Genomic DNA, 23,685 nt, shown 5'->3' with positions numbered 1-23,685 from the left:
AAAATGGGTTGTTAATACTTCTGGCAGTATAAACTTTAATAGGTCCAATGATAATTCCAATGCGATCGTTTTTCCGCAAAGATCTTATTCTATTTTCAATTCACACACAACTTTTGGGATTGATCCCATATTGCGCTCCGATATACGCCAACTATAGTATAGAAAATAATTCATTTCCATGCCCCTAGGGCCTGTCTTGGGGCACCCAAATAAGAAGGAAAAAGCCACACCTCCAAAATGTAATTATAGCGATGGCGCAAAAATTATATTTTTTAGCGTTAACACCCTACTTAACAACATATTAACTTCGCCCTAGTTGATGTTATTCAGGAGGCATCCTAAAAAAAACTCCATGATAACTATAAAACGCAAAATAAAATGAGTACATACACTGAAACGATAGGTGAAAAGTTAAATGATCTTTTGGAAAAAAATTACGATGCCGAAAACGGATATAAAAAGGCTTCCGACCATACGGACAATCCCTATCTAAAATCGTTCTTTGATAAAAAAAGCGCGGAAAGGCATACTTTTGGACAAGAGCTCAAAAGTGAAATTACCAATTTTGGACAAAAATGGGAAAATGATGGAAGTGTAAAAGGGGCCTTGCACCGAACATGGATGGATGTTAAGTCGCTCTTTTCTGCGGACGATGACGAAGCAATGCTGGAAGAGGCCATTAGAGGTGAAAAAGCATCCGTGGAAGAATATAGGGAGGTACTTTCAGATACAAGTTTACCCCCGAGCACAGCTACCATTTTGACCCAACAAATGAACCAAATTCAAGCAGACTTGAATCAGGTAAAGCGGTTGGAAGACCTAAGTTAATTTACATTAATAATTATACACTTGAAGAGGATGCCAAGCATCCTCTTTTAGTGTTGATCTCAATAATATAATAGGATTTTAATTAAATTGTTGATTAATTATTTTTGTAAAACAAAAGCTCCCTAGAATTATAGATTTCACTAAATTCATATTATGTACCATAAACTATCCAATACAGCTAGTAAGACAACATTGGAAAAGGAATTCAATAGGCCCTTTAAACACCCTAATCTATTTCAAAAACAAGTGTTGATCAACGGTATAGATGAAGTTACAATACCCATAATATCTATGGAGGAAGCAGATCTAATGGTTCCGGCCATTTGGGGACTGTTACCGGAAGGCTTCAAAGATGACTGGGGTGTATTCCAGGATATCTTCAATTCACTAAACCTTAATATCCACTCCCTGAGTAACCCCTCCTGGTATTCCGATGCCCTATTACAAAGAAGGTGTCTTATACCTGTCACCGGATTTTTTACATCATACCTAATCGATGGAATCCTTTACCCTTATTATTTTCACAGAAGGTCGGGTTTACCATTTTGCTTAACAGGTATTTACAACAAACTGGACGATGGTTTCCTAACCTGCTCCATAATCACTACACACACCAATCAAAATCTAAAGGCCATTCAGAATATAGATGGTACCGTTCCAATGATGCTTCCTAAAGATTTGTACGATACATGGTTAAGGCAAGATTTAAATGAAAACGACATCCAAAATCTTTTACATGCCACCCCTGACTTCAAGCTAATAGCGCATCCCATTTCAAAGGAATTCTTTAAAAACAATATTTCATACACCTCTATGTTAGAGCCCGTATATTATGAGGCAGCTCCAACTGGGATGATTCTTAAACATGGCGTAGAATTACTTTCCTTATAACCAGGTGTACCAAGCACCTGCCCATAAAACAACTCCAAGGACTAAAATATCCTACCCCAATAGAAGGTAAACAACCATAACTAAAATAAATTCTAAGTAACATAGGGAATTACATTATCCAAAACCGATAAGCCCAACCAACTACTCTAATCTGAACCAGCAACTACCTAAGTATTAAAACATTACAAATTACACAATTATATCTATCTGAGTTAAACATTAACTGGATACCGCAAACTAATCCGGGAAAATACTTGGACATTTGTATAAAGGGCAACGAATATTGGCCCATAATATTAACTTAAAAACACACACTATGTTACGTTGGACAGTCACATTTGTAATATTGGCAATAATAGCCGCAATTTTCGGATTCGGTGGAATAGCAGCAGGAGCTGCCAGCATTGCTAAAATCTTATTTTTTATTTTCTTGATTCTTTTTGTAATCTCTTTGTTTACGGGAAGGAGCAAAATTTAAATACAGACCTTTAAACCATAATTAAATTTATGGTAATTAACCTAGTACATTTAAACTAATCTAAAATTTAAATAGTTATGAAAAAATCGTTATTATATTTTGTATTTACACTATTATTTACTGTTTCTCTTTCAGCTTTAAATGGCTGTAGGGAAGACAAATCTGCCGGAGAAAAAATTGAAGATGGGGTGGAAAACGTAGGTGATGGCATTGAGGAAGGCGTAGAAGAAATTGGGGATGAAATAGATGATGCCACGGACGATAATTAGAACTTTTTTATTGACTGGTTTATATTTATACTCAACGGACATTTTCCTATCTGGACCTTGTCCGTTTTTTTTAATTTAAAAATAATAATCACTAGCATCACAACTCTAAAAAATACTGGAGCACATAAAAATCAGATATCGGTAAAACCTTGTATAGTAAATTACTACAAGTGTAAATATCAAGGATTATACATATAACTTAAATCTAAGGACATGAAAAATGAGTTCGCAAAACATGAAAGGGAAATAATTGACAAATATCAAGCGCAAGGTTACACTGGAAATTATAAGGTTGACCAAAATAAGTTAGTGGATTTGGATACCAAAATCAACTATCAACCACAAAATGTAAATATTGTGGCCGAACACCGGTTCGAGGGAATGAGCAATCCTTCCGATATGTCCATATTATACGTACTGGAGACCAGGGATGGCAGCAAGGGAACTGTTTTGGCAAATTACAGCCCATCCAGTAATCTTGAAACTGCAGAATTTTTTAAACAAATTCCCAAAGAGAATTATTTACAGAATAATACCAAGTCGCATTAAGCCAACAGATTTTACCTACATCTTTTTTTCAAGGTCCGTTAATACGTATGCACAGAACATACGCCTATAGCGAGCATAAAATAGTAATTGATTAAAGGGTTGGAACATGGAACCTATGGGACAAAAAAATGTTCTAGGAATTATCTTTCAAATCAAAAAATCATCATCTTTGTTTATACGGCCAATTCTTCATATTTTAAATGAATTAAAAGAGCCTGTTAAACCATAATAGTAAACAATTGATGAGAGTCTATTTAAAGTTCGATTTTAATACCATCTGTAAAACTGTTTTACGGGAACAATTGGATATATTGGGAATTGATTATACGATTCATGGTGTTGGTGAAATTGAATTTAACAGGCAGCCCACAGGTATTGAAGAACAGAAAATGGCCAATATGTTGGGTAATTATGGCATAGAAATTATGGATAATCAGCAAGTAGCTTTGGTGCAGCGCATTAAAGATACAGTCACGGAATGGATAATGGATGAAGAGAATCCAAAACGCTTTAACTTCTCCACTTATCTTTCAGAAAAACTGGATTATACCTATACATATCTGTCATCAATCTTTTCCGAAACTACCTATTCCTCTATAGAGAATTTTGTTATTTTAAAAAAAATTGATGTTGCCAAAAATCTCATAAGTCAAAATGATTCAACGCTAACGGAAATAGCATACAAACTTAATTATAGTAGTGTAGCCCATTTATCCGCCCAATTCAAAAAAACTACAGGTCTTACCCCCTCTACATTTTTGAAGATAATTCAAAAACGAAAAGAAAGAGCTTTAACCCAAGAATAACCAAACAAGATTATGCCTTTACATACCATGAATATTGCCTTGGCAGATGATGATGAGGACGACAGAATGTTGTTTAAAGAGGCTATAGAAGAAATTAAGATTAAGACCAATCTATTATTATTTAAGAATGGTCAAGAATTGATGGATTACTTGATCTTGCCGAAGGCGGTATTACCGCAAATTATTTTTTTGGATTTGAACATGCCTATAAAAAATGGAATGCAATGTCTCAATGAAATTAGAAACAACCCTTGCCTAAAGGATTTAATGGTTGCCATATATTCCACGTCTTCCTCAGAATCGGATATTGAAGAGACCTTTATAAGCGGGGCCAATATCTATATTAATAAACCAAACAGTTTTGGAGGTCTTAAAAATGCCATAGACAAAGTGTTACATTTAAATTGGCAATACCACACCTCCGCTTTAAACCGGGATAATTTTTTATTCCGTATTTAATGGTCTAAAAGTATGACATTTAAAAAGTTAGTTTCTTCATCAAAATTTTTTGCGGTCCTGCTAATCTTGGCCATTGCCCTCTTAATGTTTATTGGGAGCGTAAGTTACAAACAGGTTGTACGGCTAGGTGAATCGGCAGATTGGGTTTCCCATACATTGAAGATAAATAAGGAAATAAACCAACTCTTTTCCTACTATGACCAAATGCAATCTACGGAGTTTAAAAACGTATTGCTACGGGACACCTTAGGCATATCCTCATTTAAAGTTTACCAGCCGGAGGTTTTGGCGTCTTTTAAAAAATTAAAGGAACTCACGGGCCATAAACCCGCTCAACAAAAAACTCTTCTTAAGGTAAGCCAATGGCAGGATAGTCTTTACCATGCCCTAGGTGTCATATCACAAATTCCTTATCAAAAATCAAATTATTCTGAAGGTGATCAAAATAAAATAGCCGATGTTGGTAGCGCTGTTACCCAATTAAATCTACTTGAAAACCAAATGCAGCGTGAAATGCACTTTCAACTTGCCAAACGAACCGAAGAATATAAATCCCAGATTTTTTTTACCCCTATAATGACTCTGCTGTTGGGAACGTTTGCCTTGTTCATATTCGTAATTTCCTATTTGCAGATCAATGCCCAACGTAGAAAAACTGTAACTGCAGAGAAATTCTTGCAAAACATTCTTGCCAGTACGGACAACATTATCAGCTATTTTTTACCTATATATGATGATTCTGGAGAAATAAAGGATTTCAACCTAGAGTTTACCAACGAACAAATTGAGGGTATATTGGGAGAAAAAACCGAGAATATTATCAATAGAAAAATGTCGGAGCTTATCCCCATAAATTTTCAGAATGGCATTTTTGAAGAATTGGCAACTGTCATAAAAGAAGGGACCCCCCGAAAATTTGAAAAATTCTTTGATTACAACGGCAATTCCTTTTGGTTTAAGACCACTGCCGTAAAAATGGAGAATGGGGTACTAACCACTTCTACCGATTCCACCGCTGAGCGGCAGCACACCCAGAACCTGAAGATTTTGAACGAGAAGTTGGAAATACAAAACAAACAACTTGAGGAAACCAAGGCATTCCTGAACAATATCCTTGAAAGTACAAGTAACACCATCAGCCATTTAAGTACGGAAAGGGATGAAGATGGGAAGGTTACCGATTTTAAATATTTGTTTACCAACAAGGAAAGCGTAAGGCTTACAGGAAAACAGACAAGTGAGGTCATAGGAAATTCCATCTCTAAAATCTATCCATTTGTACATGAGACGGGATTGTTTGATTTAATGGTCAAATGCGCTGACAAAGGGGTTATGGTAACCCATGAAGCCCAATATACCTTGAAAGGAGTTCCTCTTTGGATACATACTACCCTAAACAAGTTGGACAACGGCATTACCCTTACTTCATATGACATAACCCAAATTGTAACTTCAAAACAGCGCCTTTTAGAGCTAAATGAACAATTGACGATTCAGAATTCCATTTTGAACGATGCCGAAGCGGAAGCCAACATTGGTAGTTACCGATTAAAAATTACAGATATGGAGTCGCACATGTCCGATAATTTTTACCGGATATTGGAATGTGAACCCAATGAATTTAAACTTAGCCCTGAAAGCTATAGGCCATTTGTGCATCCAAAAGATCTCAAAATTTATGACGAGAAAGTAAAATTGGCGCTAGAGGATAAGATTATCAGCAATTTTAGATATCGTATTATAACTAAAACCGGAAAGGTCAAATATTTACAGAATACAGGGCACTACCTTCAAAATGAATTTATTGGGGTAGTAAGGGATATTACCAAAGAGTTACAAAACGAACAAAAGTTAAAGGAAAAAAACCTAGAGTTAAAACGTTCCAACAGTGAATTGGAATCCTTTAACCGCGTTGCCAGTCATGACCTACAGGAACCGCTCAGGAAAATACAGTTATTTATATCTCGAATAAACGATACAGGGTCGAATAAGCTTTCCGAAAAGCAAGAGGAATATTTTAAAAAAATAGCATCGTCAGCCAATAGGATGCAGACCCTTATAAAGTATCTTCTATCCTATTCACGGCTAAATATTAATAAAAAGGATTATTTAATGGTTGATTTGAACCTAGTTATGGAAAAGGTTCAAGAAGATTTAGAAGCACCTATCAAAGAAACTGGCATTAAAATCCTAATTGGGGATCTTCCCGAAGTAAAAGGGGTACCCTTCCAGTTAGAACAACTCTTTAATAACCTAATTTCAAATTCGGTTAAATATCACAGTACCCAACAGAGACCAAAGATTAAAATAGACAGTAGAAAATTGGAGCGCAACGAAATTCAACACGACTTCCGAAAAAAAGCCAAATATTATTATTGTATTTCAATTGAAGACAACGGTATTGGTTTTGAGCAGAAGGACTCCGAGAAAATATTTGAACTCTTCCAACGTCTGCACTATAACAGTGAATATTCTGGATCAGGAATTGGCTTGGCTATCTGCAAGAAAATAGTAGAAAAGCATAAAGGACATATTGTGGCCCAAAGTGAACCTAATAAAGGAGCTACCTTTTACATTTACTTACCTGCCTAAATTACTTCATATTACGCTCTTAAGCGACCCAAAGTTTTTGCACTATCTACTCGTGGAATCCCCTGGTGGAATAGTGTAACTACCCTCCCATTATAATATTTACTATCCAAAAACAATGGCTCAAGCCATTAAATTACTGCCGTTTTTGCTTAAAACACCCCTTTTTCGTGGAATTATATAACAGAATTTAAAAATTGTATAACACAAAAGGTTCCCTCTATATCGAAATTTGTACCAGACAGAAATTAACATATAAAGACAACAACCATGAAAAAGACAGTAAATCAAATTCAATTGAATTCGAAAGTCGGAAGAAGTTGGACTTTGGATTCCATCTCAAATCAAATTACTGGTCTGCCTGAGAATTTTATTATGGGGATGACCAATCAAAAAATTGAATCCGATTAGGATTTAGATTTAAACGTAATGACTTGGTAAGTCATTTATTTGCCAAACGGAAGTAATGTCCAAAATGTTGATTATTGCAGCCATAATTATGCTCATTATTTGGGCCACTGGACTTTTTATGTTCGACGTGGGCATTAAAATACATTTATTCCTATTGGTGGCCGTAGGACTTTTTATTACAAAGGTGATAAGAGAGAAATAAAGCAATTAACTTAAAACAAGGAACCATGAAAATAGTATATCTGAAATCAAATAACATAGAAAACATATTTAATCAGTTACAGCAAGATTTAGGGGGTAGTTTAGTAACTAGACCACAAGAATATAACCTGCAACTGGACAACAATTACGTTCGTGGCGAAATTAGGGGAATCTCATTTAAGAACAATATTGCTTTTATGGAATTTGACCTTATTTTTAGTGAAGATACCCTTATCATCAACAATATGCCGGTTTCCAACCCCATACATTTTATGTACTGTGCTCAAGGAAAAGTCGCCCATAGTTTTGGAATAAAGGGGGAGAAAAGACTCCTTAATCAGTTTCAAACCGGAATTTTTTCTTGCGATCCCAGCAAGGATACCACTTTATTTTTTGAAGGAAATGAAAACATTAAGCTTTCCAACATTATGGTGGACACCCACAAGGTAACTTCCGGTGATGAAGGCAGTGATCTATTACAAAAACAATTATTAAAGACCTTTATGCCCAAAAACAATAATGAAACTTTTGCCTACACCGGGTCCTATAACTTACAAATAGCTGAAAAAATGCAACAACTGGAAGCTATTACCCAAAAAGGATTGGTAAGAAATTTATTGACCAAAGGTATAGTACACCTAATTCTGGCCATGGAAATACAACAGCATAAGGAAGATAAGAAAAATGCTAAAAACAATTTTGGTTCATTGAGCAGGGAGGAGATAGAGGATATAAAAGAAATGGCCAATTTTATAAAAAATTATCCTGAAATTCAATATAGCCTGAAATACCTAAGTAAAAAAACTGGCCTTTCGCCAGCAAAGCTACAGGAAGGGTTTAAATTGTTATTTGATAGGACAGTAACCGATTATATAAGGAACATAAGGGTTGAAACTGCTGAACATCTTATTAAAACTACAGACCTGAATATTTCGGAAATTGTATATAGTGTGGGATTGACCAGTAGAAGTTATTTCTCCAAGATATTTAAAGAAAAATACAATTGCAGTCCTAAATACTATCAAGATCACCAAAATCCGATAGCTGCAACAGCTTAATATATATTAGTTTGATTCGTTTCTCAATAACCAGTCTTCACGGCTGGTTTTTTTCTTCTTTTAAATAAACCTAAACACGAAAATAATAATCATAAATCTATAAATTATGCCTAATCCTAGAATAAAAAATGAAGATCATTACCAAGCCCTCCTAGAAAAGGGATACAGCAAAGAAAAAGCAGCCCGGATTGCAAATACCCCCGATTCAGGAGTAAAAGGTGGCAAGGCGAAAAAATATGAAGAGTGGACTAAGAAAGAGTTGTATCAACAAGCAAAAAATGTAGGTATTCAAGGGCGCTCAAAAATGAAGAAAAAGGAATTGATTGATTCTTTGCGCAATAATTGATACTCAGAAATTAAAACTTCCGTAAACTACCTGGTGCGGGTTTGGTTGGTCAGAAATTGGATCTACCCAACAATTAAAATATTACTGGAAGGTTTGTGATGTTTGTTATTCTTTAAAAGAAATCAACCTCCCCAAATTCAATTTTGCACTTTGTCCAATTTCTCCAAGCTTTTTTCCATATTAAAAGATGTCTTTAGTACGGGCAAAAACAAATCTCCCTTTTGGGCCAATCGCCCCGAAAGATTCTTTATCATAAAATCATTGGGAGTAGCGCCATTCTTGAGTTCATCCCATTGCAATGGGGTAGAAACTTGTGCGTCCTTTACTGGTCGAACGGAATAAGGAGAAGCAACGGTTTGACCTTTACGGTTTTGTAGGTAATCCAAATAAATTTTTCCATCCCGTTTGTTTAGTCTACGTTCCATTGTGGTGATCGTGGGGAGCCGTTGCTCCACATAATAACAAATGAGCTTAATAAAATTACGGACTTCTTCATAAGTATATTTGCCCCCCATTGGAAAATACACGTGTAGACCTTTGGCACCTGAGGTTTTGCAATAAGCTTTTAAATTGGCTTCAGTCAATATATCGTGTATTATCAATGCCACATGGGCAACATCACGAAATTCCCTTCCTTTTGGAGGGTCAAGGTCCAAGACACCGTAATCAGGCTTGTCCAAAAAGCCAATTCTAGAATTCCATGGATGCATTTCGATACAACCTAGGTTGGCCATATATATTAGTGAAGCAGGGTTTTGGCAGAGTAAATACCGAATTTCCCTCTTTGAAGACTTAGTTGGAATTGTTATAGTCTGCATCCACTCTGGCACTACATCATTATCTTTTTGGTAAAAGCTCTCTTCTAAAATACCATTGGGATAACGATGAAGACTCTGTGGCCTATCCTTCAAATAAGGAAGGATTGTACCAGAGATTTGGAGATAATAATCGATCAAATCGTATTTTGTATATCCTGACTCGGGCCAATAAACTTTTTCTAAATTACTAATAGAAACAGCAAGACCATCTATCTCCACAATTTCTTTGGAACTAGAGGTAGAAGCTCTTTGATAGTTAGTTTGATCTTTTATCTTTTTTTCTGGAACTTTTGGATCATTAAGCATCCTTTTAAATACCGGGTGACGAAGCAATCCGTTTTTTGTGCGTTCGGAATAAGTGACCTCGCATTCCAAAGTGGGAACCATCCAATTAGGATTTCTTCCCTTTAATGGCAATTTTCTGCCGAATGGATTTCTACTTGTACGATACTCTTCAAAAAGACTTAATAGTTCCTCCCGATACGCATCAGTAAACCCCGTACCACAGTTGCCGATATATTCCAGTTCATCTCCCTCCCATTTCCCCAAAATCAATGAGCCAAAGACAACACCACCTCCAACAGAATCGGTATATCCACAAATCAGCACATTCTCGCTTTGAATTGATTTTATTTTTAGCCATTTGTTGCTACGCGTCCCTGGCGAATAGTTAGAATTGATCCACTTGGCCATAATGCCCTCCATACCTTCCTCGGTTGCCTTGTTAAAAAGACTTACGCCCATGCCTTCAATATGATCACAATATTGCGTGATGCCCATACCCTCAATTAGCTCGGGAATAAGACTTTTTCTATCTAAAATATTAAGATTCAACATACTATGCCCGTTAAGGTATAACATATCAAAAACGTAATAGCGCAAATTGCACCTCGTATCAGGATAATTTTGTAATTCTCCGAATTGCGAAACTCCATTTTCATCAATTACGGTCAGCTCGCCGTCCAGTATTGTTTGATGCTCCACATTTTCAAGTTCTTTGACTAATTCTGGGAATTTATCATTCATTTTAATTCCATTTCTGGATTGCAAAAAAACCCCATTTTCGGAAATATGTGTCAGTATTCGGTACCCGTCCCATTTAAGTTCAAAAATCCATTCGGGATCATTAAAAATTTCCTTTTGAGATTCGGCCAACATTGGTTGTAATATCTTTCCCGGAGTAATTTTCAAAGGGTTCTCTTTAAAATGTTTATGGCCAGGATCGATCAAGGACTCAGCATCATAAAATAGGCTGGTCGAAAATTTATCCTTTTTTTTCATGAGCAACCAATTTTCCTTTTCACCATCTTTACCAGTCCTTACCAAAGCGAAACGACCTTTTATTTTTTGACCATGAAAAATTAGTTTCAAATTACCATCTAGCAATTGTTGATGAATCTCCGAAGTTTTATCGGTTTCATCAATATCGAAAACTCCGGAATCCCAAATAATCATTTCTCCCGCCCCGTAATTACCTTTCGGTATGACGCCATGAAAATTTAGATATTCGATAGGATGGTCTTCGGTACGTACCGCTAACCTTTTGTCGGAAGGATTCATGGAAGGACCTTTTGGTACCGCCCAACTTTTTAAGGTACCGTCAATTTGTAACCGCAGGTCATAATGGAGTTTTCGAGCAACATGGCGCTGTATTACAAATCGCTGTAACCTGGAACTAGAATCAATTCCCCCTTCAGGTTCAGGTGTTTTGGCGAAATTACGTTTTCTGTTGTATTCACTTAGGTCCACAGATTATGACGCTTTATTTTTTCGTTTCTCCAAGCTGGCTTTTAATTGTGCCATTAAATCTTTAGCAGGGGTGGGTTTTAATTCAATTTTTTTGCTACTCGTAGTTTTTCCAGAGGCCTTGGATTCAATAATTTTCAACAATTGAGCATTATATATGTCCTTAAACTTGGTGAAATTGAACTTCTCTGTATATTGCTCTATCAAGGAGAGCGCCATATCCATTTCTTTTTTCCCGCTTTTTTCTTTGGGTAGATCCAATTCTGCGGTATCTCTAATTTCGTCTTCAAAACGAATTATATGTAGGACCAAGGCATTTTTATAGACACCGATCAATGATAGGTGTTCCTTCTGCCTCATTACAAAAGTTGCCACACCCAGCTTTTTTGATTTTTGAAGGGCATCGCGTAGAAGGGAATACGATTTTTCTCCGCCTTTCTGAGGTTTAATGAAGTACGGTTTTTTGAAAAGTACATCAGAGACCTCAGTGTCCTTGATAAATTGTTCAATATCTATGGTCTTGCTCTTTTTAATATTGGCGTTCTCAAAATCGGCATCTTCCAATATAATATACTTGTCGTCCTTTTTATATCCTTTTACAATATCCTTCCATTCAACTTCGGCACCTGTGCTCTCATTGATTCTTTTATAGCGTATGCGCGAACCATCATGGCTATCCAACATATCCAAATCCAAGGTGCGTTCCTCAGAACCGGGAAATAGTTTTATAGGTATCGTTACCAGACCGAAGTTAATACTGCCATTCCAAATCGAGCGCATCGTGAGTAATATTTGTTCTAATCAGTAATTATTAAACGAGAATGAAACAATTCCACTAATATAATAACTTGGGTGACCCGCTTACTCTGTTTAGAAATAAGAAACAATCCCAATTATAAAAATATATCCATTGTCCAATTTAAAGTTATCCAAAAGTCGTTTAAGAAAATAGCTATAATCAACAGATTTTTAGCTCTATGCAAATAAATATTCAAAAAAAAGATTCAATATTGAAAGATATTTGAAGCTGGGAAATTATTAGATGGTATAAAACCAACTCTTAAGCATTAAGGTCAGTCCTTCGTTTAATAAAGTATTGTAATAAAATTGATAATTCTTAATTTAGTCAATAATATTAAAATTTAATTAATAGCGATTAACCTTACTAACTTCATAAATAATGCACGTTACAGTTCAACGAAAAGATGTTAAATTTTTACCTGATAATAGCCGAGTAGTAGCTCGTTTTTTTAACAATGGTGAAAAACGTACAAGTGAGCTAATAAAAAGAGTGATTTCTTTGGATGAGGCGGGCGTTGATCGCGAATTGGACCATACCCTTCGTGAATTTGCAGGTCGGCACCGCAATATTTCCAAAATTTTTCTCCGGCACTTCGAAAATCACAGAAGTCTTATAGAAGAAATGAATTTGGACGTTGGAAGCATTTCGCAAGAAGAAAAACTACTTATTGGCTCCTATGCCACTATGGAATACTCCATAGAATCTGCGGCCATGTTCAATCCTTCGATTATTGAGGATTTTGACCAGTCGTTCCTGGCCAAAGGTGAGAAAAGGGTCATTATATCTTTCCGTGCTACCGGTGAGGGACATTTGTCCTCAATCGTATTTAGGCGTGGAATTCTTGATGCAAACAACGATTTTCATCCCAACAAAATTAGGAACCATATAGATATGGCCACCATAGTTCAGAAAAAGTCTTATGATAAAGGACGCTTTGTCCAAAAAATGCATGAGATGGAAATATCCCATCAATACTCTTCTGCCATAATGAGTGATTTGCCCGATCATTTTGATTATAATGACTTAAAATCCTCGGTTAACCGCGTTCTTGCAAATGGGATAAGCACGGATAAACGTTTAGCCCTGGAAGAAATGACATGGTTAGTAGATTCTTATTACGACGTAAAATTTAGTTTGGACTCAGATATTTCGGAACGTGTCATTTTTCCTATTTCACCATCCGAAAGCAGGGGAATAGAGGATGCTCGATTTGTAAGGTTTACGGAAGATGATGGCTCCATAAAAGTCTATGCTACCTATACGGCTTATGATGGCCATACCATACTCCCTAAACTATTATCAACCGAGGATTTTAATACTTTCAGGATAATGCCCATGCACGGAAAAGCAGCACAGAATAAGAATTTCGCTTTATTCCCTAAAAAGATAAACGGCAAATATGCGGTATTGGCTAGGGTAGATGGGGTCAATAATTATTTAATGTATTCAGATAGGAATACTTTATGGAATGATCCGATTAAAATTCAAGAACCAAAATACCCATGGGAATTTACACAAATAGGAAATTGTGGTGCCCCTTTATGGACCGAGGAGGGATGGCTCGTTATTACACATGGGGTAGGTCAGATGCGGCGTTATTGTATTGGGGCATCTTTGTTCGATCTGGACGACCCCACCAAAGAAATAGGTAGATTGTCACAGCCTTTGCTTTCGCCGTTGGAAGAAGAGCGTGAAGGTTATGTCCCCAACGTGGTATATTCCTGTGGCTCCTTAATTAATAATGGAAGTTTGGTACTACCTTATGCAGTTTCCGACTATTCTTCATCCTATGCTACCGTAGCAATGGATGAGTTGTTGCATGCCCTTCGAAAATGATTTATTTTAAATTCCTTATTGTACCTCCATATCTTCCTTTAACATACTCACCTGCTCAATATAGCCACTATATAGTCTTCCGTGTATCAATCATCTTTTACTGGTCTCTAAAATTATAAATCCCAAATATTGCCATTTTGCTCAAACACCGCAAAATTGATATCGGATTTCTGATAAATGCTATCTAGATATAATCTTACATCATCAACAGGTCGGAACTATTGAATCCAATCCCTGCAAGTAAAAAAGGGACCACCTCCCAAAGACAATAACATTGTCCTTGGCAAGCGTCCCTACATTTGGGAAAATATTGGAAAATTTATTCATCAATATTTTCAAAGGCCAATCTAGATAAAAGGTAACTAATGGTGGATTCGGCACCTTGGTTTAGATTTACATTCTCTAATTCTAGGCCGTCATAACATCCGCCCGTACAGGGATTATAAACAATAACATCTAATGCATTTTTTCCCATAAACCAATCAAAGGCCGTCTCCATCAAGGAATAATAACCGCCCAACGGAAATACCTTGTGGAAATAGCGCAAAGCTAGAATAGTGTAGGCCACGTCAATGGGTTGTTGCCCTCCTTTATATTGGCAATCGAAATTATCGCCTTTTTGATGCCAATTTTTGTTGGAAATAACTGAAATCTTACCATCGATAAAAATTTTGGACAATAAAAAATCAAAAGATGCCTTTGCAATTTTTCTGTATTCTGGTTTCAAAGTCAAGGAATATGCCATTAACATCGCCTGAGGAAGTACACTGTTACCATAGGTCAAATAACTTTCGAACCAATGCCAATTTTCATCGGATTCATCTCTATATTTTAACACCAAGCGATCGGCAAATTCGACAACCGCGGCATTTAAACAATCCCGTTCCTCGAAACGATTGTAAAAGTAAAGTCCCTTGATAATAAAGGCCATTGCACGGGGGGACTGGAAAGTCTCCATTGCTTTGGCTGAATGTTCAAAAACAAATTTGGCCTTATCTGTTAGTTTTGCGAATTCTTCTGGAAATTGTCCTGACATTGAGAGGAAATATCCCAAAGCCCATAAAGCTCTACCACAGGCATCCTCCAAATTAACCATATCGTTCTGTTCCGTAAATTGGTACTCCTTATTTACGTAATTCAAAAATTTGCAATCATGTCTAAAGCAACAGAAGATAAAATTAAAATAAGTCTTAATATATTTCAAATCGGAAGTATCCCCAGTTATCTCGTAATGCTGACAAAGCGCAATTAAAGCCCGTGCATTGTCATCCAAGGTATATCCACTTTCAATATCCGGTTGATTAATAAGTGAAAATTGAATGACCCCCACATTTGTAGTCATATTTTTAAGATGCTTCAAATTTATTGGAGGTTTTCCGTATTTTAATTCCATAGAGCCATTCAATGCCTTTTCAAATACTTTTGCATGGGCAATTGCAGCATTCTCCCATGCCGTTGCGACGGAAGTATGTAACCCATTGAGGCTCATCTTAAATCTCTCCTCTTCATTATCCAATAAATCAATTATCGCTTGCTGCAATTGACTTGAATTCTCGAAATCAAATAATTTTCCTGCTCCATTTTTCAAAACCTCCAGCGCATGTGGTATAGGTGTAGAAATGATTGGACATCCACAACTTAATGCGTAAGCAAAGGTTCCACTAACGGCTTGGTTGGGGTCTTTGGAGGTAAAAAGATATATGTCTGTTAGTTGCAAATATTCCAATAAATGATTGAGTGGCACAAATTCGTCGATAAATCTAACGTGATTTTGAAGGCCAAGCTCATCAATCTTTTTTTTCAACAAATTCCGATACACTTCTCCATTTTCCTTTACCACGTTTGGGTGTGTTCTACCAATAATTAAAAAAATCACATCCGGACGTTCCTCCACAATCTTAGGCAGGGCCTTCAATGTAGTTTCAATACTTTTACCTGGCCCCAATAATCCAAAGGTTGACAATACAGTTCTATCCTCCAGGTCGTATTTTGATTTTAAGGCTCTTTTGTCGTCATAGGCAATAAGATGTGTTCCATGTGGTATTACTGTAATCTTATTTGGTGGCACACCGTAATCATTTGTCAATATTCTTGCAGAATTATGGGTCATTACAATAATTTCAGCACAATGGGAGGAAATAGTTGCCACATTTTGCTTTAATTCTCGTGTTGGGTTGGGCAAGACCGTATGAAAGGTAATAACGACAGGTTTGTCCAAATACTCCAAAAATTCATAAAAATATTTCTCATTCTGACTAAAAAGTCCAAATTCATGTTGTACCATGACCAGGCTTATTAGAGGATTCGAATTGATATTATAAGCAGTCTGTAGGAAATCCAACGGCGAATCGGTGTTTAAAACACCATCTATTGATTCAGAATATTTATGTGTGGACGAACTTGTCTCCAAGGGTCGGATATTCAATTTAAAAGTATCCCCAAATTTATCAGTAAGTACCCGATCCAAATCTTTAGAGTATGTGGCAATACCACATGCGCGTGGAGGATAAGATGTTAAACAAACAATTTCAGTCAATTGTTTTGCCTTGGGCACTGAGATTGACCTATTAATTTGAGGTTTTATATTGACCTGGCTTATATTTCTGAGGGATGTTATTCTTTTATCGGACCTTGTGTCTATAGTAGTCCCGTCTTCTGTTGTATTCATAGTGTACTTTTTTTTGCGATTGATAATGAGAGTAAAAAAGCTGGATCAAAATCTCTTGTCCATAAGGCAGGACCATTTAGACCTTACCGAAATTTAAAAATAGTTTTAACCCTCTCATGTAATTATTGTAATCGAACTTAATAGTACCCCAATTGAATTTTCCTACAAGAATTCTTTAATTATTGCCAAAGAATTTTTTCTTTAATCTTTCTGGAGATATACCAAAATATTGTTACCAAACCAAACGGAGGTAAATTATATATTTAATGTAATACACTGATAAATAAACGAGTTAGGCAAAGTAGACTTCTAAAATGAAAGTGCAAGTCAATTGGGTTAATCACACCCATGTTTAGACCCAAACAGTAAGATCTGCCCGAAATCTATTTTATAACTGTTAATAATGAGTGACCAATTAGCCCGAAATTAATATTCTTACAATGGGTCGTAAACTATTTACAAATCAATTAACTGTAAACTTCCTTACCACTTACATAATCAATAATAGGGAAGAAAAAAAATTAGTTAATCCCAGTAAAAAATATACAACAACGTAAATTTATGGGTTGGTAGTGGTCGATTCAAAAAATGCCCCAGAAAGTGTAATGCCCAGGATTATTAGAATTAAGACCATTACAATAATTATAAATCCGGTTCTAGTAATACCGTTCTTTTGAAAGATATAGTTGGTCTTCGGATCATTTTTTTCTTTGACCAATTCCGTATTTTCTTCCGATTGCTTCTTGTCCAATATTTTTTTTTCCATGATTATTATTTTTTCTAATGAAACTAGGATTACATGGAAACTAATTTAAATGAACCAATGATCAACTCTGATCTCTAAAGATTATATTATTGTCCATAATGACCACATCTTAAAAATAAAAATGAGAATTAAATAACCCGAACAAGGGTTTTTCTTAGCGCCGGTATAATGGTATGTTCTTAGATTCAATCACACGATTATTGGATTTTTAAAGGAGCAACTTGAATAAGTATAATAGCATAACCTCAACAGGAAGATAGGAAAATTTCAACCCTTACAGGATATAAAATCCTGATATTACATAATGTATTCCGAATCTACAACTACTACGGACTTTTTTAATAATTGCCCTTCTTTTATTTTCCATTGCCAGCACTAATATTCAAAACTTATCATACTATTCTCCGGTATATACAACGTAATGTTTTAGGTTAAAATCCTATTCGTTAAAGTAAATAAATTCTCAAACCCTATTGTATTTTTAACCGCAAACTAAGATACGATTACCCTTGATTGGTTATAAGGTTCATTAGGTTTTCAGAAACTAAAAATTTATAACTTTATGTTAGAAATAAGTACAAACCAGTCTGTTATAGAATTCAGCGTCAAAATTGGTGCAGCATTATTTTCAGGGTTGCTAATTGGGCTGGAACGAGAATACAAAGGCAAGCATGCGGGGTTAAAGACAAATTCCCTAGTAGCCTTAGGGGCTGCTGTTTTTGTCCTCATATCATTAAAATACCAAGGAGAGGCAAATGTGGATATTACAAGAGTACTGAGCCAAGTAATTATAGGTATTGGTTTTTTGGGGGGTGGTGTGATACTTCAGAAGGAGGATAAGATCAAAGGTCTTACAACGGCTGCAACCGTTTGGTGCAGCGCAGCCGCCGGATGTCTTGCCGCCACAGGTTTGTTCGTAGAGTTAGCTATTTTTACGATGGTAGTAGTTTTATTCAATTTAATATTTGGTTATATCGACTCTAAAATTGAACCTATCAACAAGGAATAATATTTTAAAAAATATTATTCTCGTTCCAAGTTCCAAACCGCCTGTACAAAGTACTTATAGATGTCAACAAATTTAACATGATAAGAAAATCATTAAGAAACAGAAAAAAAGAAGTAGTGTCAAAAAATAGAGGTTTAGAAAAGTTAATTAAATAGGCCCTTTATTCTGAGCCTTAAAATTCATTTAATTTTAGATTATGTTTAAAACAAAAGAAATACGTTGGTTTTTTTCCCAAGAAAATAGAAACATACAAAAATGGTTCAACAATATAGGGTTAGACGTTACGGAGAAGCGTGAGGATTTTTACCTCAACCTAGAAACAGTTGATGTAGGAGTAAAATTAAGACAAGGCAAAACTGAAATTAAACATCGTATAGGTCAGCGTGCCAATGATAAATTGAACCCTAATGCGTGGGGCTCTTTTGAAACTTGGATAAAGTGGAGCTTTGATACATTCGACGATAAACTCTATTCCGAAATCAGGAACGATAATTACCCCATGTGGATTCCCGTTTCAAAGGAACGATACGCCATCCAAGTCATTGAATCGGAAGGAAATATACAAACCCATCCTCTATCTAAATCGGTCGATTATGGCTGCCAAATAGAATATGCCAAAATTAATTTATACGACAAACAATGTTATACTTTTGGGATGGAATGGTTCGGAGATACCTGTTTAAAAATTGAACCTGGTTTTGTGGATGAAATTTTAGGAGATACTAAGTTCACAATAAATCAATCCTATGGTTACCCTCAATTTTTAGCCAACGTGCGGGAATAATAAATTTGGCCTTACTACCACTCTAAAATTTCGGAGCGAATTTCCTCGATAGATGCACCCCTGATTTCGCTGATTTTTTCCAAAACGCGTTCAAAACCACCGCCTTCGAAATATATATCCTCTACCTCCAGTTCGGGGTATTTCTGAAGGTATTCTTCTTGTATGGCGTTCCATTTATCATGCACCGTGTCAAATTGGTTCAGATCCGAACTTTTATCGTTCTTTGGGCCATTACCCATACTATCCAAATCGTCGGCAAACTTTTTACTATCACCCATAAACATAAACTTTAATTTTAAAAATCTTAATTGACCATTTCTATATCTACCATTCAAACTTGGGATTAAACAGTTTTTCCGTATTCTCCCCATACTTCCCTCTTCTCTTCAACCAGAAAAATATGTATTAACGTTGAAATGTACCAGGTACGCTTAGTTTGTGTAGCATTGTAGAATCACTTCGAAAATTATTAAACTTCTTAACTTATAAAAAAGTTTTAAAAATTATCGCGGCTGTACATCCGAAAATACAATGCGCAATCATGAGCTGTAATATAAATTCTTTGACCTCCGTTTGAGGTGGGTTCCAATGAAAAGCAAAGAGACCCATCCATCCCATAGCTCCTATAAACCCAGCAATAAGGCCTATTAACCCCCCATTAAGAATCGTTATATTCATATTAAAATAGCAATAAATGAAATACATACACGCTGCAAGTACAATCCCTATAAGATAATGTATACTCCAACCTAAAATGAGATTTAATTTAGGTGCATTGGGGAAATATTTAGTATGGTTTATAAACTTAGCCAGTAAGTCCGCTTCATTAAATTCAATACCTCGATACTTTGACACCAATTGGCTGAAAAGAGTCATCAAAGTCGTGGCCGAAATTCCCGCGATGAGAATGGCCGGAAATATGGATAATACCATTGATATTTTTTAAGTCCTTTTCTGACGGAATTTACTATCATTAAATTCACTACGTCGGTAAAAGTTGGATTCATCCCTGATTTCTTCTGTATCATCTAAACTTTTGGCACTTTCATTTTCCGCATCGAACCAATCAAATTTATCATCGTCGGTTTTTATAGTCTCTTCATCCTGATTACGGTACTCGCCAATATTATCTCTTCGTTTTATTTTTTCCAAGCGTTCCCTGTCCAAATCAACAGCCATAGCCGTTTGTCTGGGCCTCCTAGCGTAGGAATCCAATACTGCCGTTTCATAATCACGCTCAATAGGGGTATTTGGTTTAATTCGTTTAGTTTCCGCAAATGTTGTGTGATCAATACTTTCAGTAAATACGTATTGTTCATCTCTATTAATGTCCACAAGACCAATAGGCAAAATAACATGATTTTGGCCATCCTCATTTATAAATTCCCGAATAGGGCTGTTGGCAGGTCCCCCATAGGGATCATGTTTCGCGTCAATTATGGAACTGTCTACCTCCACATCAAGGTAGACCACCCTCTCGGTTTGTTTGTTAACCAAAAGGTTTTTTACAATTCCTATATTCCGAAGCGCGGAATCTTTTACGCTCCAGTTTCGCACATCGGCGTAGCTACTATCTACCTTATAGTCCTTAAGATCGCTTAAATAATACAATTGCTTTTCTTGAGTGCCCATATCTAAATTTTTTAAATCAACCTATTAACATTCCATTATTGTGGTAACTAGCTCCGGCCAAAGCGCTTTCGTGCCATCTAACCTAAGATGATTATGTCCAGTTTCATTTTCAATCTGTTCGTCATGGCCAATATGCGGTCTATTATCATTCATATCAACCCTGGTAGATGTAATAAAATAATAGGCAATCGCTGCCAGAACAATAAGAGCCAATATAATCCAAGGCCAAACCGAACTTTTCTTTTTAATCTTTATTTCTGCCATATTTTTTAATTTAAATTTTATTAATTTTCAAGGATATTAACCAATTATAAACCAGTAAATATCTGTAATTTTAGCACTATTGATACTATGTTAATTTAATTCTTGACCCTGAGGATGCTTCCTTCCTACCCCAACTTTATTCAGTCCCTCATCAACTATTTTTAAATATTACATTTCATTTACTGCCAACATTTGAAGAAGAATTATTCACCCTCAAACAGCGATTTATAATTATCGGCCCATTATTATTCTTGAATGTAATTTCTACTTAAAACTATTCAAGTCTTCATCAAAAAATTAACTATATCCACTTAAAAAATATCGCTAAAAACTTCGACCACCGTCAAATAGTTCAACTCACAGCACTGAAAGTATGATTGCACTATCCACAACTTTATTTTTTCAGTTTATATTCTTATTTACTCCTCAATTAATTCCCATTTTTTGACCGAATTCCATTAAGATGACAACATAATTTCCATCAAGCATCTTAATTATAATCAAATTGGCTTTTGTACTCTCCTTCTATCATAAAATAGCTCCAATCGCCAATTAACTTGGTATAAACGGCGTTACCCTTTTAAACATCTTTATTCCTCCATCAAATAGAGTAAGGCAAATTATAAAATCTTACATCCAACAAGTCCACCTAATATTTATAATTCTCTACGCCCAAAATCAGAATCATTGTTCTACAGTGGAAGCATACTCCCACCCATGGCAGCGACGGCCGAGAGTATCGCAGTCAAGACCAACCACCATGCTGCTGAGGCAGCAGTAGCGCGTGCATGTTCTGCTTGAATTACCGCTTTCCGTTTCAAAGTTTCAATTTGCTGGTTTGCTTTGGATTCAATTTGAGCTATTTTATCAAGGACCTCCTTTTGACTATCAGTGAGTGCTTTTATAACTCCATCTATATGTTCATCTTTGAGATATTTATTATTAGTTGCTACGGCTCGAAGGGTATCAGTATCAAAAGTGGAAAACCTATTTTTAATGACATCCAAACTGTCTTTTGGATTATCGAATATTCTCTTAACATCATTTTTTAAAAGGCCGTAATTCAATTCTTGCCGGCCCGTGGAATTAAAGAAATTTTCAACCTGCCCCTCAATTCGTTTTACCAATCGATTTTCATTTTCGATATCGAACTCATAGCTCACATTTTTTAGTGTATCAGAAATTTGATCTGCATACATTTCATAGTCGTTCTCCTTCAGGTTGGTATTGCTAGCCAACACCTTAATAATATTTTCTCGGTTTAATCCACTTAATTGGTTCGAAAGAATAGAAGCAGTCATCTGTGGATGGTTTACTATTCCTTTAAAAGCTTGTTTTAATTTTACCAACGAAAAACCGTCCAGGGCAGAAGTAGACAAATATTCTTTAAGCCTTTGGGTTTTCATGTCAATTTCCTCTTTGTCCATTGATGAAATTTCAGATACCACATTTTTTATTCCCTCTTCACTATTATCGCCAGCTTTATATTTTTCGAGAAGTTCATTGAGGGTTTCCTGTAATTTTTTTGCTTTTCCTTGTTTTTCGGGGTCTGTACTATTGTTATTTTCGGCAATAAACTTAGTCAGAATTTGTTGTATGGCCATCCATTTTGCCGAAGTGTTCTTATTTTGGGATTTTTTGGCAATACCTTCCAAGTCATTTCTTAATGTTTCATAATCAGGAATCTTATTATCTACTCTGGTTAAAAAATTATCAAGAACTTCGGATAATTTATCGGTATTAAAGCCCGAATCGAATTCCGCCCGTATCCTGTCAACTGTATTACCTATAATATTATCAACTTTTGCCTCCGGACTAGTAGTAAAAAGGCTGGAAACTGTGCTGGCAGAGGCTTTCAAACCTGATGTAGCTGTAGAAATCAGACTACCGATAAGAGTACTCGCAATCTTCGTTTCAAGGTAAAATAGAATTAAAAAAAATAATGCCCAAATAACCAAAGCTACGGTAGTGTTGATGGCCGTGGATTCAATGGCAGACAGGTTCAAAGCTAAAGCAGTCGCACCAAATAGAGCCACACAGGTTGTGACAACACTCCAAATACCAAAGGCTGTCGTTATCTTAACGCCCATCGAAACATCTGGCGAATTATTTTGGTCAAATGTATCGTCTTCACTCTCTTTGTTATCCCCCGAATTGACTTTTGATTTTACGTAACTTTTTCGGATATCCCCTACGGCGGTGATACCTCCGGCTATGGATATCACTGTAAGCATAAACTGAAAGGTAAGTGCCAGTATTACACCTGCCAGAATTGCCATAAAAAAATTAGGAGTAAGTATTACATCATTGTCCACTATCGGAGCCTGCGCCTGAAGCGCCGTGGTGAAACACAAAGCGATTAAAATATGATATTTTTTCATTTTATTGTTTTTAAGGTTATTTTATCAAAAAATCTTATCCCGATTTTACCGAATGAGGATAAGTAAAATTATATATTGTACAGGCCGCAGAATG

Annotated in this window: 24 protein-coding genes; 16 read left to right on the top strand and 8 right to left on the bottom strand. The window is 35.9% G+C overall.

Going from position 1 to position 23,685, the window contains the following annotated elements; all coding sequences use genetic code 11:
• Positions 1–378 precede the first annotated feature (378 nt).
• From H4O18_RS18910 to H4O18_RS18855, 12 genes are all read left to right on the top strand, one after another.
• The gene (locus tag H4O18_RS18910; RefSeq protein ID WP_187587549.1) at positions 379–828 is read left to right on the top strand and encodes a ferritin-like domain-containing protein; all 450 of its coding nucleotides are present in this window, start codon (positions 379–381) and stop codon (positions 826–828) included.
• A 153-nt stretch (positions 829–981) separates the two neighbouring features.
• The gene (locus tag H4O18_RS18905; RefSeq protein WP_187587548.1) at positions 982–1,719 is read left to right on the top strand and encodes an SOS response-associated peptidase; all 738 of its coding nucleotides are present in this window, start codon (positions 982–984) and stop codon (positions 1,717–1,719) included.
• Positions 1,720–2,035: 316 nt separating this feature from the next.
• Positions 2,036–2,197, top strand: coding sequence for a DUF1328 family protein (locus H4O18_RS18900; RefSeq protein ID WP_031443085.1), 162 nt, complete (start codon positions 2,036–2,038; stop codon positions 2,195–2,197).
• A 77-nt stretch (positions 2,198–2,274) separates the two neighbouring features.
• Complete coding sequence (locus tag H4O18_RS18895) at positions 2,275–2,466, top strand: hypothetical protein (RefSeq protein ID WP_187587547.1); 192 nt, start codon at positions 2,275–2,277, stop codon at positions 2,464–2,466.
• 213 nt (positions 2,467–2,679) lie between these two features.
• Positions 2,680–3,015, top strand: a complete 336-nt coding sequence (locus tag H4O18_RS18890) for a hypothetical protein (RefSeq protein ID WP_187587546.1) — start codon at positions 2,680–2,682, stop codon at positions 3,013–3,015.
• A gap of 242 nt (positions 3,016–3,257) precedes the next feature.
• Entirely contained in the window at positions 3,258–3,821 is a 564-nt protein-coding gene (locus H4O18_RS18885; protein WP_187587545.1) for a helix-turn-helix domain-containing protein, read from the top strand.
• Between the two features lie 12 nt (positions 3,822–3,833).
• On the top strand, positions 3,834–4,280 hold the full coding sequence (locus H4O18_RS18880; protein ID WP_187587544.1) for a response regulator: 447 nt from the start codon (positions 3,834–3,836) through the stop codon (positions 4,278–4,280).
• Between the two features lie 12 nt (positions 4,281–4,292).
• Entirely contained in the window at positions 4,293–6,872 is a 2,580-nt protein-coding gene (locus H4O18_RS18875; protein WP_187587543.1) for a PAS domain-containing sensor histidine kinase, read from the top strand.
• Between the two features lie 267 nt (positions 6,873–7,139).
• Positions 7,140–7,280 (top strand): hypothetical protein, encoded by a 141-nt coding sequence (locus H4O18_RS18870; RefSeq protein WP_187587542.1) that lies wholly within the window; start codon positions 7,140–7,142, stop codon positions 7,278–7,280.
• Between the two features lie 55 nt (positions 7,281–7,335).
• Complete coding sequence (locus tag H4O18_RS18865) at positions 7,336–7,482, top strand: DUF5670 family protein (RefSeq protein WP_187587541.1); 147 nt, start codon at positions 7,336–7,338, stop codon at positions 7,480–7,482.
• A 25-nt stretch (positions 7,483–7,507) separates the two neighbouring features.
• The gene (locus tag H4O18_RS18860) at positions 7,508–8,539 is read left to right on the top strand and encodes an AraC family transcriptional regulator (protein WP_187587540.1); all 1,032 of its coding nucleotides are present in this window, start codon (positions 7,508–7,510) and stop codon (positions 8,537–8,539) included.
• A gap of 106 nt (positions 8,540–8,645) precedes the next feature.
• Positions 8,646–8,885, top strand: a complete 240-nt coding sequence (locus tag H4O18_RS18855; protein WP_187587539.1) for a DUF7218 family protein — start codon at positions 8,646–8,648, stop codon at positions 8,883–8,885.
• Between the two features lie 137 nt (positions 8,886–9,022).
• On the opposite strand, the gene ligD is transcribed toward H4O18_RS18855, so the two are convergent.
• Together ligD and ku are read right to left on the bottom strand one after the other, a co-directional pair.
• Positions 9,023–11,452, bottom strand: a complete 2,430-nt coding sequence (gene ligD, locus H4O18_RS18850; protein WP_187587538.1) for a DNA ligase D — start codon at positions 11,450–11,452, stop codon at positions 9,023–9,025.
• 3 nt (positions 11,453–11,455) lie between these two features.
• Positions 11,456–12,229 carry a non-homologous end joining protein Ku gene (ku, locus tag H4O18_RS18845; RefSeq protein ID WP_187587537.1) on the bottom strand — a complete coding sequence of 258 codons (774 nt, stop codon included), beginning with the start codon at positions 12,227–12,229 and terminating at the stop codon, positions 11,456–11,458.
• A 400-nt stretch (positions 12,230–12,629) separates the two neighbouring features.
• On the opposite strand from ku, the gene H4O18_RS18840 reads away from it, so the two are divergent.
• Entirely contained in the window at positions 12,630–14,087 is a 1,458-nt protein-coding gene (locus tag H4O18_RS18840) for a glycoside hydrolase family 130 protein (protein WP_187587536.1), read from the top strand.
• A 319-nt stretch (positions 14,088–14,406) separates the two neighbouring features.
• Here H4O18_RS18840 and H4O18_RS18835 read toward each other — a convergent pair whose 3' ends face one another.
• Both H4O18_RS18835 and H4O18_RS18830 read right to left on the bottom strand, forming a co-directional pair.
• Positions 14,407–16,755, bottom strand: a complete 2,349-nt coding sequence (locus tag H4O18_RS18835; RefSeq protein WP_222942470.1) for a glycosyltransferase — start codon at positions 16,753–16,755, stop codon at positions 14,407–14,409.
• Positions 16,756–17,314: 559 nt separating this feature from the next.
• Entirely contained in the window at positions 17,315–17,521 is a 207-nt protein-coding gene (locus tag H4O18_RS18830; RefSeq protein ID WP_187587535.1) for a hypothetical protein, read from the bottom strand.
• A gap of 562 nt (positions 17,522–18,083) precedes the next feature.
• On the opposite strand from H4O18_RS18830, the gene H4O18_RS18825 reads away from it, so the two are divergent.
• On the top strand, positions 18,084–18,530 hold the full coding sequence (locus H4O18_RS18825; RefSeq protein ID WP_187587534.1) for an MgtC/SapB family protein: 447 nt from the start codon (positions 18,084–18,086) through the stop codon (positions 18,528–18,530).
• A 196-nt stretch (positions 18,531–18,726) separates the two neighbouring features.
• On the top strand, positions 18,727–19,314 hold the full coding sequence (locus H4O18_RS18820; RefSeq protein WP_187587533.1) for a hypothetical protein: 588 nt from the start codon (positions 18,727–18,729) through the stop codon (positions 19,312–19,314).
• Between the two features lie 14 nt (positions 19,315–19,328).
• Here the strand turns inward: H4O18_RS18820 and H4O18_RS18815 are convergent, their stop codons facing one another.
• Entirely contained in the window at positions 19,329–19,592 is a 264-nt protein-coding gene (locus tag H4O18_RS18815; protein ID WP_187587532.1) for a hypothetical protein, read from the bottom strand.
• 476 nt (positions 19,593–20,068) lie between these two features.
• Between H4O18_RS18815 and H4O18_RS18810 the strand changes: the two genes are divergently transcribed.
• Positions 20,069–20,260 (top strand): hypothetical protein, encoded by a 192-nt coding sequence (locus H4O18_RS18810; RefSeq protein ID WP_187587531.1) that lies wholly within the window; start codon positions 20,069–20,071, stop codon positions 20,258–20,260.
• Here the strand turns inward: H4O18_RS18810 and H4O18_RS18805 are convergent.
• The 3 genes from H4O18_RS18805 to H4O18_RS18795 all read right to left on the bottom strand — a co-directional run bounded on the left by H4O18_RS18805 (position 20,257) and on the right by H4O18_RS18795 (position 23,591).
• Entirely contained in the window at positions 20,257–20,946 is a 690-nt protein-coding gene (locus H4O18_RS18805; protein WP_187587530.1) for a hypothetical protein, read from the bottom strand. The two genes, H4O18_RS18810 and H4O18_RS18805, sit on opposite strands and share 4 nt — an antisense overlap.
• Positions 20,947–20,970: 24 nt before the next feature.
• Positions 20,971–21,210, bottom strand: coding sequence for a hypothetical protein (locus H4O18_RS18800; protein WP_187587528.1), 240 nt, complete (start codon positions 21,208–21,210; stop codon positions 20,971–20,973).
• A 692-nt stretch (positions 21,211–21,902) separates the two neighbouring features.
• The gene (locus H4O18_RS18795) at positions 21,903–23,591 is read right to left on the bottom strand and encodes a hypothetical protein (protein WP_187587526.1); all 1,689 of its coding nucleotides are present in this window, start codon (positions 23,589–23,591) and stop codon (positions 21,903–21,905) included.
• Positions 23,592–23,685: the final 94 nt, after the last annotated feature.

The organism is Arenibacter arenosicollis (assembly GCF_014397245.1).
Taxonomy (GTDB): Bacteria; Bacteroidota; Bacteroidia; order Flavobacteriales; family Flavobacteriaceae; genus Arenibacter; species Arenibacter arenosicollis.
The sequence above is the reverse complement of the archived record's forward strand: the minus strand, read 5'-3'. Positions and strand labels throughout refer to the sequence as shown.